Consider the following 15,398-nt stretch of genomic DNA (forward strand, 5'->3'; position numbering starts at 1 on the left):
TAATAATGATCTTTTACCAAAAAGAGGGCCTTTGAGGGGGAAGCATCATGAAAAAAGACAAGCGACAAAGAAAGATAAAGACCAAAACCGGTCTGGGCATCTTGGCCCTGGTAATTGCGATTGGAGTCATCGCCTTAGGCTACCTGACCTACAGGGCGGTGAAGGTCGTGCAATTGTCCAAGCAAGTCGATGTCCAAGTTGACGGCAGTCAGAAGTACAAGACGGTATCTAACAAGAAACTTTGGAAACAATATGAAACAAGCGACCCAGCAGACATAATTACCGGTAATCCAGATGCCAAGAAGCAAGAAACAGCCATCGTTTTTGCCGGCTTGTCTGAGAGCAGCGAAACCAACGAAAAGATCCTGGATTACTTAAAGCAAGCCAAGATCCAGGCCACTTTTGCCATTCCAGCTGCTAGTGCCCGGGAAAATGACGGCTTTATCAAAGAGCTAAAAAAGAGTGGGCAAAAGCTTGCAGGCAATGGCTTGACTGGGACGGAAACCGCCTCTTTGTCGGCTGCTAGCCTGTTAGGCAAGCTCAACTTAGCCCAAAAGACCCTGGGCCAAGAGAGCCGGCAGCAGGTCAAGCAACTCTATCTCCCCATCAGCAACTTGTCTTTTTACAAAATGGCCCAGGCGACTGGCTATGAGCAGGTGATTGAGCCTAAAGACAGCGACGTTTTAGATCGGACCAGCTTTAAGACAAAGACTGCCGTGTCAACCTACGTCAGCCACCTGACCGGGCAGCGGATCATTTTGGTCAACCTCGCCCAGGTCAAGCAGCCGGTCCACCAGGAGCCAACGATCGTAGCCGCCAAGCCAGCCTTAGACAAGCAGGCTAGTTTAAATGACCAAAAGAGCACCAAGAACCAGGAATTGGACGTGGACCAGCTGACCAAATACCTGCTAGCATCCCTAAAAAAACAGAAAATTCCGGTCGTACCCTTAAATCAATTGGGTAAAAAGTCGCTTGCGGAATACATGCAAGACCTGCTTCAAAAGCCAGCCTATGCCCCGGTTTACCGCTACTCCTTGACGCGTAAAAAGGAAATCGCACCTGTTTTCCGGGATGTGGCAACGGCCAAGCAATACCAGGCCATTAAGAAAGCCCTCAAGAAGTATCAAGCAACTGGCAGCTTTTTTGTCGATAGCCAAACCCCGCTCAGCCTGGTCAAGCAGATTAAGCAGGATGGCTTTGGAGTCGAAATTTCCAGTCAAACTGGTCTTTTGACCAAGATGACTGCCTGGAAGTACCTGTCAGACAATCAGGAGCGATTGACTAAAGAGGGGATTAGTCCTAAAGCCTACCTGCTCGGGAAAAATGACCAGGTAAAAGCTGCCAGAGCGGCGGCTTATGAAGCTGACCTGATCCCGGTTAAGGCTCAAGCAGGCAATAGTAAGCTTGAATCAGGTTACTACTACGAATTTAGCGGAGAAAAATGGGATCAAAATAGTAAAAAGAAATTGGATGCTTTTTTACAAAAAGCTAAAAAAGAAAAATACCAAACTGTCAAAATTTCTTCATTGCTCTCGAGCCAAAAGATCAAGCGCCTGCCTAGTAGGCAAATCCAGACTCTGAGAAAGCAGAATAGCGGTAAAAAGAGCAGCTACCAGAAAATGGTGCTGACCACTGAACCAGCCCTCAGCCTCCTCTTTACCAACCTGGGCCATGGAGCTGCTGACCTAGATGCCGGACGGATCGTCAAAAGTCGGGGCGGGCAAGCCACCTTTGCAGCGACTTATAGTGAGTTAGTCGACCAAAACCAGGAAATAGAGACTTTGCTTGAGGAAGGCCATGAACTGGCCCTGGTTTACCAGCCATCGTCGGCTTTTCCAGCGACTTTCAAGGGCACGGTCGACTACCTCCACAACTGCCTGGCCTACGCCAAGTGGCGGTATGATTACCAGCCTAAGCTAGTCTTTTTAGCCCCGAAAAATGCCAAAAAGGGCGTCTTAGAAGCCATCAAGGCCGAGGGGATGCAGGCTATTGGCGCCAGCCAGTCCCTGATCAAGGCGAAAACTAATGATTCTTCTGACAAGACTATCAAAAAGAACATGACAGGCATCTCGAAAGTTCGCTTCACCCGGGGCGGGATCGAGCGGATCAACCTGGGCTACTACGACCAAGATGAGGGAGCCAGTGATGGCTCAAGTACTGTCATGGGTTCCATGGTTAAGGCGATATTAAAGGCCAAGCTGGACGCCATTGCCTACCATCCAAATGGCAAGAAAAAGTTGGCCAAGGCTAGTGAATACCAGTTAAAAACCGTTACTAGTCTTTTAAATTCAAAAGACAAGTACACCTTTAACAGCAAAAAGAGCGACTTGGTCTTGGCTGGAAAAAATGACCTGGCAAAGCTGCATCCTTACTGGAAACAGTTTGCCTACATCCAGCGCCACTACCTCGGCAGCAACTTTATCACGTCACCGGTCAAGATGCCTGGTTTTGACTACTGGGAAACCAACCGCCTGGACCAGGTAGGCCGGTTGACTAATAAGAAAGTGCTCTTCTTAACCTTTGACGACTGGGGGACCGACCAGTCCATCAACAAGCTCCTCTACGTTTTGAAAAAGCACCGCGTCAAGGCCACCTTCTTTGTCTTAACCCAGAACGTCCAGAATAACCCGAACTTGCTGAGAAGCATTGCTGAAGATGGCCACGAAGTTGCCAGCCACTCGGATTCTCACACGCCCTTGGCCATCGCCAACAAGTCCTACACCCGCTACCACTCCTTAAGCAAAAAGCAGGTCAAGAGCATGCGCAAAGACCTAGCGCGGTCTTATGCCAAGCTGAATAAGTATGTCGGCGACGTGAAAGTGGACGGGAAGAAGGCCCTGTCCTTAGACTTCCGCCCGCCAACTCTGGAAGTGTCCAAAAATGGCCTAGAAACCGTCTTTAATGTGGGTTTTAAGTATGCCATCTCTGGCGACGTTTCGACCAATGACTATGAAAAAAAGTCATTTGCCAGCTTGTTAAACGCCTTGAAAAATGGGTCACCATCTTCGGCTGACGACTACCAGGTCACCAACGGCTCGGTCATCGTCATGCACATGTTGGAAAATGCCAAGTATACGGCGCAGGTACTTGATGTGATGATCCCAATTTGGCAAAAAGAGGGGTATAAGTTTGCCACGATCGACCAGTACACCAAGGCCTATAGTCAAAACTGGGGCAAGTAGCTTTTTTAGTTGTGAAAAAGTATAAGAGAAAAAGGTAATAGAAAATGGAAACGAAAATCTTAGACAAGCTAGCAAACGGCGGTGCCCTCTGCGTGGTGGGCCTGGGCTATGTGGGCCTGCCCCTAGCCATTGCCTTTGCCAAAAAAGTAAAAACCATCGGCTTTGACATCAATGAAGACAAGATCATGGCCTACCAAAAAGGCATCGACTTGACTCATGAAGTTGGCGACCAAGCTGTGATGGACAGCCAGATTCTTTTTACCAGCGATCCCAAGCAAATCAAAGAAGCGGATTTTGTCATCGTGGCCGTCCCAACCCCGGTTTATAGCGACAACAACCCGGACCTGCGGCCACTAGCAGGGGCCAGCCAAGTGGTGGGACAAAACCTGAAAAAAGGCGCCATCGTCTGCTTTGAATCGACCGTTTACCCCGGCATTACCGAGAACTACTGTGGCCCGATCATCGCTAAGGCCAGTGGGTTAAAAGCCCGGACCGACTTTAAACTGGCCTATTCGCCTGAGCGAATCAATCCCGGCGACCAGGTGCACCGCCTGACCAATATTAACAAGATCGTGTCTGGGCAAGACGCAGTTACTTGCCAGGCGGTCAAAAGCGTCTATGACCTGGTGATGGAGGAAACGGTGCCCGTATCCTCCATCAAGGCGGCTGAAGCCATCAAGGTGACGGAAAATACCCAGCGCGACGTCAACATTGCCTTCATGAATGAGTGCGCGGAAATTTTTGACAAGATGGGCATTGATACCGGCGAGGTTTTGAAGGGGATGCGGACCAAGTGGAATGCGCTGGACTTTAAGCCAGGTCTGGTCGGTGGCCACTGTATCGGGGTTGACCCATACTACCTGATTAACGAGGCGGAAAAAGTTAACGCGGATGCAATGCTGTTAAAAATCAGTAGAAAGATCAACAACCAGGCCGCCCTCTTCGTCAGAGACAAGACCTTAAAGCTCTTGACTTTGACAGGCCTGCCGGTCAAGGGGATGCGGGTTGGCGTTTTGGGCATTACCTTTAAGGAAAATGTGGGGGATGCCCGGAACTCCAAAGTCATCGACATCATCAATGGTCTCAAGGAATACGGAATCGAGGTCCTGGTTTATGACCCGCACGCTGATCCTCGTGACATTTGGCAAAAATATGGGGTCAAACTGGTTCCCAGATCAGCCGTGCATGACTTGAACGGCTTAGTCGTCGCCGTTGCTCACCGGGAATTTCTGGATCTTGATTTGGACCACTTTTTCAAAAAGGACCTAGTTCCGCAAGACCGGGTCCTGGTGGATGTCAAGTCCATTTATCCAAAGGAAAGGTTAGAGAAACTCGGCTATTCCTACTGGCAACTGTAGTTTTTTTGTAAAAGAGGGGAGGGCAGAAAGATGACTGAAGCAAAGACAGAAGTGACTACGGAAATAAAGGCAGAAAATAAGAAAAAAGAGAAGGACCAAGATGTCCTCTTAAAGGAAAAAAGTGACCGGCGCCTCCTGCCGCACGTACCAGACCCCACCGGTCAAAGAAACATCCTGGACCGGCGGGGCAAGTATACGGACGACGAGGACCTGACGACTCTCTTAAGAGAGCACCAACTAGGCGTCCGCTATGTGAGCGATTTTCCGGTCAAGGTTAAGGCTGAGAAAAAAGGTAAACCGGTGATTTTTACCGGGACCTGCCGGGATATTTCGGATACGGGGATGCTTTTAGTCGCAAATGACGACTTTGATGACGTCAAAGACTGTAAAAACGTCCACCTCAAGTTCAAGGTGCCGGCTGGCTCCATGCCAGAAGGCCACGAAATGAAGTTCAAGATCACTGGGCAAATCGTCAGAAGCGTTGACAGCCAAAAAGCGGTCGGCATCGAATTTTCCCAAAGCCTGCCCAGTTACCTGGACCGACATAAAGACCGCTACTTGCTGGTTTCAGCCTCTTTGGCCCTGGCCTTTGTGGCCTTTTGCGTGGTTTTGATGCGGGCTGAATCGGTCATCTACTTTAAGTACAATGCTCTCTTATATTCATACTCCCTGATCGCGGCAGCCTTTTTGCTAACGCGTTACCTCTTTGGGGCTCTCTATCAGCCGGTGCCGGTCAATCCCGACTTTACCCCGTCAGTCACCATCGTGATTCCTTGTTTTAACGAAGAAAAGTGGATCCAAAAAACCATCCTGTCTTGTCTTGACCAGGCCTATCCAGTTGACAAGCTCAAGGTCTATGTGGTGGACGACTGCTCCACTGACCGGTCGGTAGAAAAAATCAACGAGCTGATTGACAAGCTGGTCAAAAGCGAAGGCCAAAGATATGACGTCAAAGATCGGGTCAAGTGCTTTGTCCAAGAAAAGAACACTGGCAAGCGGGCCGCCTTGGTCCGGGGCGTGGAAAATACGGATACGGATCTAGTCATGTTCGTTGACTCTGACTCTTTTTTAGAGCCAGATGCCGTGCGCAACCTGGTTCAGCCCTTCCAAGATCCGAAAATGGGGGGCTGCGCTGGACGCTGCGACGTGGCCAACACCTACACCAATGCCTTGACCGAGATGCAGTCGGTCCGCTACTACATCGCCTTCCGGATCATGAAGGCGGCAGAGGGCGTTTTTGATGCCGTCACCTGTTTAAGCGGGCCACTTTCTTGCTATAGAAGAGAATTGGTCATGAAGTATAAGGACCGCTGGGTCCACCAGCGCTTTTTGGGCCACAAGGCTACCTTTGGCGATGACCGGGCCATGACCAACTTCATCCTCCGCCATCACCGCTGCACTTACCAAGATACGGCGGTCTGCTCAACCATCGTGCCCAAAAAGCACCGGGTCTTTTTAAAGCAGCAAATGCGCTGGAAGCGATCCTGGCTAAGAGAATCGCTCATGGCGGGCTGCTTTATGTGGAGGAAAGAACCTTATGCAGCCATCAACTTTTACATCGGCCTGATTGTGCCGATCATGGCGCCGGTTGTCGTCGTCTACAACCTGATGTACGTGCCGCTGACCCAGCACATTTTTCCGAAAGCCTTCTTAGTGGGGCTGCTCCTCATGAGTCTGATGATGTCCTTTGCCCAGCTGCTCTTAAGAAAAAGTACCACCTGGACCTTCGGCTTTCTCTTTTGCATGTACTACGAGCTGATTTTGCTCTGGCAGATGCCGATTGCCTGGGTGACCTTCTGGAAGTCCACTTGGGGGACGCGGCAAACGCCAACCGACGTGAAGGCCGCACAAAAGAAGGCTGCTAAAAAGAAGGAAAGAGAAGAAAAGAAAGAGGCTAGAAAAGAAGCCAAGCGGCAAGTAAAGCGCAAAGAAGGGGGCGATGGCGATGACAGAGGAAAAGCAGGAACAGGAACCGACGCTTAAACAGAAACATTTTTACTTACAAAGCAAGAAGGACTGGATCAAGTTTATCCGCTCTATCCTGGAATGGATTAGCCTGATCGTCTTAGGCGTCGTCATCTTCCGCGCACTGTTTGTCACTAAGACCTATCAGCCTTATGACAGAAATGATCCCAAGATTGTGGACGGCAAAGACCACGGCTTGATCGCCCTGTCTTACTTTGGCGTCGATCGGGAGGGGACGGATACCCTGATTTCGCTACAGCGGCTTGAAGAGGAACTGACTACCTTAAAAAAGCTGGGCTATGTCACGGTTAGTCAAAAAGATGTGGAGAACTACTACTACCACAAAAAGCCTCTGCCGAAAAAAGCCCTCTTCTTGGTCTTTGAAGATGGACGGCGGGACACAGTGCTTTTTACTGAAAAATTGCTGGAAAGGCTGAACTACCAGGCCACCATCTTAACCTATGCCGAAAAGTTTAAGAATAATGACCAGAAATTCGTTTCTGTCAAAGACTTGAAGCGGCTCAGTAAAGAAGGCTTCTGGGAGCTGGGGACCAATGGCTACCGCCTATCTTACATCAACACCTATGACCGCTATCACCGCTTTTTAGGCAAACTGGATTCCCGGGAATTTATCGAAATCAACCAGTACATTGGCCGCAACTACAACCACTACTTGATGGACTATGAGCGGGATAGAAATGGAATCCCGATTGAAAGCACCAAGGAAATGAAGAAGCGGATTGACCGCGACTACCAGCTGATGAAAAAGATTTACTCCAAGCAAGTTGGCAAAGTGCCGGACCTTTACGCCATCATGCACTCCAACACCAGCCGCTACGGCGATAATGCCAATGTATCCGCCGAAAACGCGGTTAACCTGGAAAGTCTTTTTAAAATGAACATTAACCGGGAAGGCTACTCCTTTGACAACCGGAAAAATTCCATCTATGACCTGACCCGGATGGAGGTCCAGGCCTGGTGGTACCAAAACCACCTCTTGATGCGGGTCAAAGACGACCTGCCGAAAAAGGACCGGAAGAAGATCAAGTTCGTCAAGGGCAATGTCAAAAAGTACCAGCAGTGGAAGCTGGTCAAGGGGGCTGCCGAATTCAAGAAAGATACAATTGCGCTCACCTCCGATTCTGAAAGTAACGGCTTGTTGACCTTGAAAAAGGCACAGGGGAAAACTTTTCATGTCAAGTGCGAGCTTCTTGGCAACAAGATCGGCCAGCAGACCATTTACCTGGGCACCCAGGGGACGGCCGACAAGAAGCACAATTTTTCCAGCTACTTGTCGGTGTCCTTAGAAAATAACAAGCTCTACCTCAGACAAAAGTCAGGCGGGACCATCAAGACCCTGTTTAAGCAGGACATGTACAAGCTCCATGACGACCACCCGGTGTCCATCCCAGAAGACAAGAAGGCCGCGCTGGTTGCGGAACTCAAGACCCGGGGCAAGTTTGCTAAAAATTCTACCCTTGCTGAGCTTTACCAGATGAAGGCTTTGAAGGAAAAGCACAAGAAGGTCAAGTCGGTCAAGCAGGGGGCTAAGGAATACATCCCGGAAATCCAGATCAACGACCCCGGCGATGTGAAAGTCGACTTAATGGTTACAGGTAACAAGGTTTGGCTGACAGTTGACGGCAAAAAGCTGGTTAAGGGTCAAGTCATTAAAGAGGCAAACGGCGGGATTGCGCTAGAGAGTGCTTTTGGCGGCTTTGGCGAAAGCCAGCGTAATATTGCTGACGATGTCTACGATGGAGCCTTCCAGAACTTGGTCGTTACTAACGCATCAGGCTCTAAGACCTATGTTGACGAGCGCCTCCACGGCTGGGAGCTAGCCAAGGACAAGTGGGACAGCTTCTGGAACAAGATCGTTGACTGGTTCATCGTCAACTTGTAGTAGATTTTTTTAAGAGAGGAAAAGGCGATTTGATGAAAAAGTTAATCAATTTCGTGCTAGCCGTTGGGCTAGCTTTTTCCTTAAGCGGCTGTCAAAAGGCTAATAATAGCAGTAATTCTGAAAACAAGCACTATGTGGTGAGCCAGGAAGCCGAAATTAAGGCGCTAAAGAAGTATCATCCCTATGTCTGGACTGTCTATTGGGGGAAAAATGATAATCTGATCAGCCTGTATCAAAACTCTGGTAATTTGTCAGGGATTGGTGATTTTGCGGCCTACTATACAAGTTCAGGAAAAATCTTTTTGCCCAGCCAGGCAGAAGCCCTGGTTAGCCAGGCCAAGGCCTCGACCAGCCTCAAGTGCCCGGTCTATCTGACCGTGGTCAACGACACGACTAAGGAGCCAAAGAGCCAGGGCCTGCTGGAAAAGCTTTTGAAAGATACTAGTTCCCAAACTAAGGCGGCCAAGGCTATTGTGTCCTTGGCCAAGAAAAATGGCTTTTCCGGGGTTGAAATGGACTATGAAAATCTGGGCCAAGCGAGTAGCCTGTGGCAGAAATTTTTGGCTTTTGAAAAGATCCTTTATTCGCTTTGCCAAAAGGACAAATTGAAATTGCGAGTTCTGCTGGAGCCCAAGGTGCCCAAGCTGGCTTTTCCGGCTGGTCCAACCTATGTGGTCATGTGCTACAACCTCTATGGCTACAGCACCAAAGCTGGTCCTAAGGCCGACTATGCCTTTTTGGACCAAATGGCTAAAAAGTTTGCCTACCTGAAGCCTGACTACGCCTTGGCTGATGGCGGCTTTGCTTTTGGCAAAAATGTCACGCCCTTGACGCCTAGTCAGATCCAGAAAAAGGGGAGCCGGGATGCTAAAAGCGGGGCCCTTCACTACCAAAAAGGCGACAAAACGGTCTGGTATGCTGACAGCCAAACCCTCAAGCTTTGGGCAAACCGCCTGCAAAAGAATAGCAACTATTCTATCAAGGTTAGCCTGTGGCGGCTGGAATGATCGAAACAAGTATATCTATTTGACAAAAGAAAAAGAGGAAACCTAGTGGTTTCCTCTTTTTTGGTGAGAAGTTACAGATATCTAAATCTATACTTTGAAATAATGCTATTTAAATTATTATGCTTTTTTCTTTTTCCTTAAAACATGCCAAGTAGCAATTGCTTGATTTCAGCCATGCTTGGTTGGCGTGGGTTTTGGACGGTGCATTGGTCATCGTAAACCCGGTCAATCATGTCTGGCAGGGCCTTGTCAAAGGCTTCCTTGGTAACGCCGTTGGCTGACAAGGATGGCTTGATGTCACAAGCCTTCATCAAGTCCCGGATCCGCTTGCAAAGGGCATCAACTAGTTCGGCATCGGTGTTGCCTTTAAGGCCCAGACTTCTAGCGATGTCAGCGTAGTCTTTTTGTGCGCGGTAAACTTCGTAACGTGGGTATGGCGTCCGCTTGACGTTGCCGCTAGCCCCGTTGAACTTGATGACTGGGATCATGGAAATGGAGATGCACAGGCCGTGCGGGAAGCCGAAGGCACCGCCCAGCTTGTGGGCAATAGAGTGGTTCAAGCCTAAGAAGGCGTTGGCAAAGGCCATCCCGGCTAAGGTTGCGGCGTAGTGCATGTTTTCCCGGGCCTTTTCACCCTCATAAGTTGGGTGACTTGGGTCGTACTTGTAAGAAGCTTCCAAGTTGTTCATGATCAGCTGAATTGCCTTGAGTGACCATGGGCGGGTGAAGTCGCTGGCAGCAACAGAAACGTAGCTTTCAAGGGAGTGGGACAAGCAGTCAAAGCCGGAGAAAGCAACCGTGTGCTTTGGCACCGTCATGACGAATTCTGGGTCAACGATGGCCACTTGCGGTGTTAGTTCGTAGTCGGTCAATGGGTACTTGACGTGCTGCTTGTCGTCGGTGATAACTGCGTAAGGGGTGACTTCTGAGCCAGTCCCTGACGTGGTTGGGATGCAGATCAGGCTCGTGTGAGTTTCGTGCTTGAACTTGACGATCCGTTTTCTGATGTCGACGAACTTTTGTTGCAGTTCCTTGAAGAGTTCTGCCACGTTGTCGTAGTTCTCCAGCCAGCCATCTGCTTGATCCAAGCTGTATTCGTAGATGTAGCGGGCGATCTTAGCCACGTCTAGAGCTGAGCCACCGCCGATGGCGATAATGGTGTCAGGACCAAAGTTCTTCATTTCCTTGGCGATCTTGATGGCTTGTGACAGTGGCGGGTCTGGCAAGACTTCGCTGTAAATAGTGGTGTCAACGTGGTTGTCCCGCAGGGCTAGTTCTTCATAGATCTTGTCCACGAAGTGGAACTTGACCATGCCTGGGTCAGAAACGATGAAGGCACGGGAGATGTCTTGTTCATTTTCATCTGACAGGTAGGTAATTGAGTTCTTTTCGTAAAAAATCTTCTGCGGCAGGCGGATCCATTGTGGACGGTTCCGTCTCTTAGCAATCGTTTTAACGTTCAGCAAGTCTGAAGTTGATAAGTTGTGTGACAATGAGTTCTTCCCCCATGAACCAGTACCTAAAGTTAAACTTGGCCGTAAACCGTCGGTGTAAATGTCGCCGATGCCGCCCAGAGCGTCTGGCTGGTTGACTAGGACTCTAGAAGCTTGTACAGCCTTGCCGTATTCGTCGATGAAGGGGTCGTTTGGTGAGCCGATTTGGATGGCGGCATTGTGGCCGGCCCCTTGGTAGTTAAGGAGGGCTTTGACGATCTTGATGGCATCTTTGCGGTCTTTAGCCTTGTAAACGGACAGGAGCGGAGACAATTTTTCACTGGATAATTTTTCACCGATATTCTTAGGGTCCAGTTCAAAAAGCAAGACGTCCTTGCCTTCCGGCAGGTCAACGCCGGCGTGTTCACAAATCCAGCGGGCGCTCATCCCGGCAACCGGGCCGTTAACGCCGTGCTTGTCGTTAAAGACGAAGTCAGCCAGCTTTTGGTAGTCCTTCTTAGGCACTAAGTAAGCACCCTTGTCTTGCATCATTTGCAGCCACTTGTCGTAAACCGGAGCTTCAACAACTGCTGAATTTTCGGTAGCGCAGACCATCGAGTTGTCAAACCGCTTTGAAAGCAGGATGTCTTCAACTGCCCGGTCAAGGAAGGCCGTGTGGTCAACATAAACCGCACCGTTGCCGGCCCCAACCCCCATGGATGGGTTGCCGGACTTCAAAGCTGCGTGCACCATGCCAGGACCACCAGTTGCTAAGATGGAAGCAATCTTTGGGTTTTGGATCAAGGCAGTGGTGTTTTCCAGACTGGCCTTGTCGATCCACTGGATGATGTTCTTTGGGGCACCCGCCTTTAAAGCTGCGTCATACAGGATTTGGGCAGCGTGGATTGAGCACTTTTGCGCCTTTGGGTGGAAGGAGAAGATGATAGCGTTTCTAGTCTTCAGGGCTACCAGGATCTTGAACATGGTAGTGGAAGTTGGGTTAGTGGTTGGGACGATCCCGGCTAAAACGCCGAGAGGGGAGGCAACCTTCACATAGCCTTCAACGCTGTTTCTTTCGATGATGCCGACGGTCTTGTCGTGCTTGATGGCGTTGTAGACATTTTCCGTGGCAAAGCGGTTCTTGGTGTCCTTGTCTTCAACGACCCCGCGGCCAGTTTCGTCAACGGCTTCGTGAGCCAGCTCAAGAGAGGCTTCACTGCCGGCCAAGGCCATGGCAGCGACGATCTTGTCGACCTGCTCTTGGGTGTAGGTTGAATACTTTTCTTCAGCAACGACTGCTTGGTCAACCAGCTTGCCGGTATATTCCTTGGCGGCCGCCATTTTTTCTTCTGGTGTCAGCTCATTTTTTGTTACGGTTTGTGCTTTGGTACTAGTCATTTTTTTCTCCATAAAAAGCTAAATACATTTACCTTACTCAATTGAAAAGAGATTCATTATTTTTCTTTGTGAACCTTTTCACCTAATATGATACCGCTTTTAGATTTAAAGTCAACAACTTTTTAAGCATTATTTTTCGCTGTAGTTTCTGATAAAAACGCTTTCGTGCTACTTGGAGTAGAGAAGTGTAAGCGATGAAAAAGTCTGGAGAAAGTGAACCTTTTCACTAAAAGAAGTCGAATCGAGCTTCAGTTTATGAGGTGAATCTTGTATATTACTTAGTAAGGAGATCATTTTGATGAACGAAAACATTATTGAAGTAAGCAGCTTTGACCAGCCCTTGCTGCGGCTGTTTGTCGATTATAACGAGTCCCAGCTCTTTCACTATTCAGAGCCGGACCCTGGCGTCTTTATCGCCGAAAGTCCCAAGGTGATCGAGCGGGCGAGTGTCCCAGACTTTTTAGCAGCTTTGCCCAAAAAGCCTCGAATCGCTATTTTGGAAAGCGTGGTGAACCCGACCAACGTGGGTGCCATCTTCCGGTCAGCGGCGGCTCTTGGGATTGACGGCATTTTGATCACCTCTGACTCCAGCGATCCGCTTTACCGCCGCTCGTCCCGCGTCAGCATGGGCACGGTCTACCAGATTCCCTGGACTTATTTCCCAAAAGAAGCTTGGCAGGAAAAGGGGATTAACTTATTACATGAGGCCGGCTTTAAGACCGCGGCTATGGCCCTAAGACAAGACACGGTCAAGATTTCTGACCCAGCGCTGCAGGCAGAAGACAAACTGGCTATCATTTTAGGGTCAGAAGGGCCGGGTCTGCTGGAATCGACGATCCAGCAGAGCGATTACACCATCAAGATCCCGATGAAAGAGGGCGTAGACTCATTGAACGTTGCCGCCGCCAGTGCTTTGGCCTTTTGGGAGCTAGGGCATAGCGAAAAATAGTCGTGGCTGATAACGTTTGAGGGAATCTACCCCTAACAAAAAGAGCAAGATTCTTACGAATCTTGCTCTTTTTGTTACTTACCTGAGTCGCCGTAGTTTGACAGAACCCGGGCACTAGGGTCGTTGACACTGTCCAGCCCTGCCCAAGTCTTGTTAGGCATCCAGTAGTCCTTGATCCATTCCGCCTTACCAGGGAAGAATTCTTCAAAAATATCCCGGTACAAAAGGGATTCCTTGGTAAATGTCGTCTTGTATGGGTACTTGTCCTTAGCCTTTTCCAAGTCGGCATCACTGTACTTGCTTTCAGCGTATTCCTTTAAGTCGTCCACCATGGAGTGGCCCACGGCGTCGCTGAAGGCTGCCTTTTCCCGCATTAAGATGTCCTTTGGCAGCCATTCGCCTTCTTCAAAGGCTTTTCTCAAGAGGAACTTGCCCTTGTGGTAGTGGTTCATTTTGAGGTTTGGGTCCACGCTCATGGCGTAATCAACGAATTCTCTGTCGGCAAAAGGCACCCGGCCTTCAAGTGAGTTAGCTGAGATGCAGCGGTCGGCCCGCAGGACGTCGTACATGTAGAGTTCCCGCATCCGCTTAGCAGCTTCTTTTTGGAATTCTTCAGCACTTGGGGCGAAGTCGGTGTACTTGTAGCCAAAAAGCTCATCGGAGCATTCACCGGTCAAGATGACCTTTAAGTCAGTGGTTTCGTGGATCTTTTTGCACAAAATGTACATCCCGATGGAAGCGCGGATTGTGGTGATATCCCAGCTTTCCAGGGTGTAGATGACTTCGCGCAAGGCGCCAAGCACGTCTTCACGAGTCATGATAAATTCGGTGTGGTCGGTGCCCAGGTAGTCAGCAACTTCTCTAGCGTACTTCAAGTCGATTGGGTTTTGGTCCATCCCAATGGCAAAAGTTCTAATCTTGGTGTTTGGCTGCAAGCGTGCTGCAATTGAGCAAACTAATGATGAGTCCAGACCGCCTGAAAGCAGGTAGCCAACAGGAGCATCGGAAGCCAGGCGCCGGTCAACGGCGGAAATCAGAAGGTCGTGGATCTTGCTAGTTGCCGTTTTAAAGTCGTCAGTTGACATCTTTGGCGTCAAGTCGCTTTCGTGGTAGGCTACAAACTTTTCACCGTCATAGTAGTGGCCTGGTACAAATGGGTGAATTTCATCGCACAGGTCGAGCAAGGTCTTGCCAGTTGAAGCAAAGGCAATCTTGCCTTCTTTTTTGGTGTAGCCGTAAAACATTGGCCGAATGCCGATAATGTCGCGACCAGCGTAAACCTTTTTTGACTTGTGGTCGTAGAGAACAAAGGCAAATTCCCCGTCCAGCATCTTGATCATGGTGTCAATCCCGTACTTGCGGTAAAGAGGAATCAGGACTTCACAGTCAGAACCAGAAGTAAATTGGTAGTCAGTTTCCAGGTTCTTCTTTAATTCTGGGTAGTTGTAAATTTCTCCGTTGCAGACCAGGGTGCAGTCCAAGCTTTCAAAAGGCTGCATCCCGCTGTCTGACAAGTCCATGATAGCCAGGCGGTTGAAGCCGAAGGTTACGTCCAGTTCGTCAAAGACCCGGGTCATGTCAGGGCCGCGGTCCTCGTTTTTGGCCAGGGCTTCGTCAAAGGTCTTCAGATCAAATTCTTTTGATGCAACTGCTAAAAATCCACACATAATAAATACCTCGCTTATTAATAATCTGCGAAGACGGGCAAATAAAAAAGCCCCCCGTCTCCTAACTAAATAGGGACGAAAGGCTTTGTTCCGCGGTACCACCCAACTTGCTCAAATGAGCCAGCTTATCTTGAGGACTAACATCCTCATCCGGCGTTAACGGGCTGGTCCCGGCTGAGTCTACTCGGCAATACCTTTCGGTCAGCAGCTCTGGAAAAAGTGTTTTTCAAGAAGGGCAGGGCCCGCTAGCTTCTCACTGACGCTAACTCACTTTGGGGATGCCCAACTTTACTCGTCTTTTTATGGCTTGTTCTTTAAGTTAAGAACTATTTTAGTACAAATGAGAAATAAATCAAGCAAAAATGAGATATTATTTAAACAAATTCAGGTAAACGCTTAAAAAAGAAAATTAAAGAAATTTACCAAAAAATGTTGACATTTTCCCTGATCCCGGTAAAATATATATTGTTGCGTCGCAGGGCGGAACAAAAAGAAGATTCCGCCTTAGCTCAGTTGGTAGAGCGCTTGACTGTTAA

At 49.1% G+C, this 15,398-nt stretch carries 8 protein-coding genes; 6 read left to right on the forward strand and 2 right to left on the reverse strand.

Annotated features, from left to right (window positions below; all coding sequences use genetic code 11):
• The first annotated feature begins 47 nt into the window (after positions 1 to 47).
• From FC20_RS04955 to FC20_RS04975, 5 genes are read left to right on the forward strand one after another with little or no spacing between them, the layout of a single operon-like run.
• Entirely contained in the window at positions 48 to 3,182 is a 3,135-nt protein-coding gene (locus FC20_RS04955; RefSeq protein WP_008463312.1) for a polysaccharide deacetylase family protein, read from the forward strand.
• Positions 3,183 to 3,226: 44 nt separating this feature from the next.
• Positions 3,227 to 4,540: a nucleotide sugar dehydrogenase gene (locus FC20_RS04960; protein WP_008463313.1), complete on the forward strand. Its 1,314-nt coding sequence runs from the start codon at positions 3,227 to 3,229 to the stop codon at positions 4,538 to 4,540.
• 30 nt (positions 4,541 to 4,570) lie between these two features.
• Positions 4,571 to 6,523 carry a glycosyltransferase gene (locus FC20_RS04965; RefSeq protein ID WP_008463314.1) on the forward strand — a complete coding sequence of 651 codons (1,953 nt, stop codon included), beginning with the start codon at positions 4,571 to 4,573 and terminating at the stop codon, positions 6,521 to 6,523.
• Positions 6,486 to 8,408 carry a hypothetical protein gene (locus FC20_RS10840; protein ID WP_039944407.1) on the forward strand — a complete coding sequence of 641 codons (1,923 nt, stop codon included), beginning with the start codon at positions 6,486 to 6,488 and terminating at the stop codon, positions 8,406 to 8,408. The genes FC20_RS04965 and FC20_RS10840 overlap by 38 nt, the downstream gene beginning before the upstream one ends.
• Before the next feature lie 32 nt (positions 8,409 to 8,440).
• The gene (locus tag FC20_RS04975; RefSeq protein WP_008463316.1) at positions 8,441 to 9,415 is read left to right on the forward strand and encodes a glycoside hydrolase family 18 protein; all 975 of its coding nucleotides are present in this window, start codon (positions 8,441 to 8,443) and stop codon (positions 9,413 to 9,415) included.
• A gap of 137 nt (positions 9,416 to 9,552) precedes the next feature.
• Here the strand turns inward: FC20_RS04975 and adhE are convergent, their stop codons facing one another.
• Positions 9,553 to 12,246, reverse strand: coding sequence for a bifunctional acetaldehyde-CoA/alcohol dehydrogenase (gene adhE, locus FC20_RS04980; RefSeq protein WP_008463318.1), 2,694 nt, complete (start codon positions 12,244 to 12,246; stop codon positions 9,553 to 9,555).
• A 298-nt stretch (positions 12,247 to 12,544) separates the two neighbouring features.
• Between adhE and FC20_RS04985 the strand changes: the two genes are divergently transcribed.
• The gene (locus tag FC20_RS04985; protein WP_008463320.1) at positions 12,545 to 13,195 is read left to right on the forward strand and encodes a TrmH family RNA methyltransferase; all 651 of its coding nucleotides are present in this window, start codon (positions 12,545 to 12,547) and stop codon (positions 13,193 to 13,195) included.
• Positions 13,196 to 13,269: 74 nt separating this feature from the next.
• Here the strand turns inward: FC20_RS04985 and asnB are convergent, their stop codons facing one another.
• Positions 13,270 to 14,862, reverse strand: a complete 1,593-nt coding sequence (asnB, locus tag FC20_RS04990; protein ID WP_008463322.1) for an asparagine synthase B — start codon at positions 14,860 to 14,862, stop codon at positions 13,270 to 13,272.
• Between the last annotated feature and the right edge of the window lie 536 nt (positions 14,863 to 15,398).

It is taken from the genome of Lactobacillus equicursoris DSM 19284 = JCM 14600 = CIP 110162 (assembly GCF_001434815.1).
Taxonomy (GTDB): domain Bacteria; phylum Bacillota; class Bacilli; order Lactobacillales; family Lactobacillaceae; genus Lactobacillus; species Lactobacillus equicursoris.

Excerpts from the sequence above, each read along its gene's own strand:
- adhE (WP_008463318.1), bottom strand. The coding sequence starts at position 12,246 with ATGACTAGTACCAAAGCACAAACCGTAACAAAAAATGAGCTGACACCA.
- asnB (WP_008463322.1), bottom strand. The coding sequence starts at position 14,862 with ATGTGTGGATTTTTAGCAGTTGCATCAAAAGAATTTGATCTGAAGACC.
- FC20_RS04965 (WP_008463314.1), top strand. The coding sequence starts at position 4,571 with ATGACTGAAGCAAAGACAGAAGTGACTACGGAAATAAAGGCAGAAAAT.
- FC20_RS04985 (WP_008463320.1), top strand. The coding sequence starts at position 12,545 with ATGAACGAAAACATTATTGAAGTAAGCAGCTTTGACCAGCCCTTGCTG.
- FC20_RS04960 (WP_008463313.1), top strand. The coding sequence starts at position 3,227 with ATGGAAACGAAAATCTTAGACAAGCTAGCAAACGGCGGTGCCCTCTGC.
- FC20_RS10840 (WP_039944407.1), top strand. The coding sequence starts at position 6,486 with ATGACAGAGGAAAAGCAGGAACAGGAACCGACGCTTAAACAGAAACAT.
- FC20_RS04955 (WP_008463312.1), top strand. The coding sequence starts at position 48 with ATGAAAAAAGACAAGCGACAAAGAAAGATAAAGACCAAAACCGGTCTG.
- FC20_RS04975 (WP_008463316.1), top strand. The coding sequence starts at position 8,441 with ATGAAAAAGTTAATCAATTTCGTGCTAGCCGTTGGGCTAGCTTTTTCC.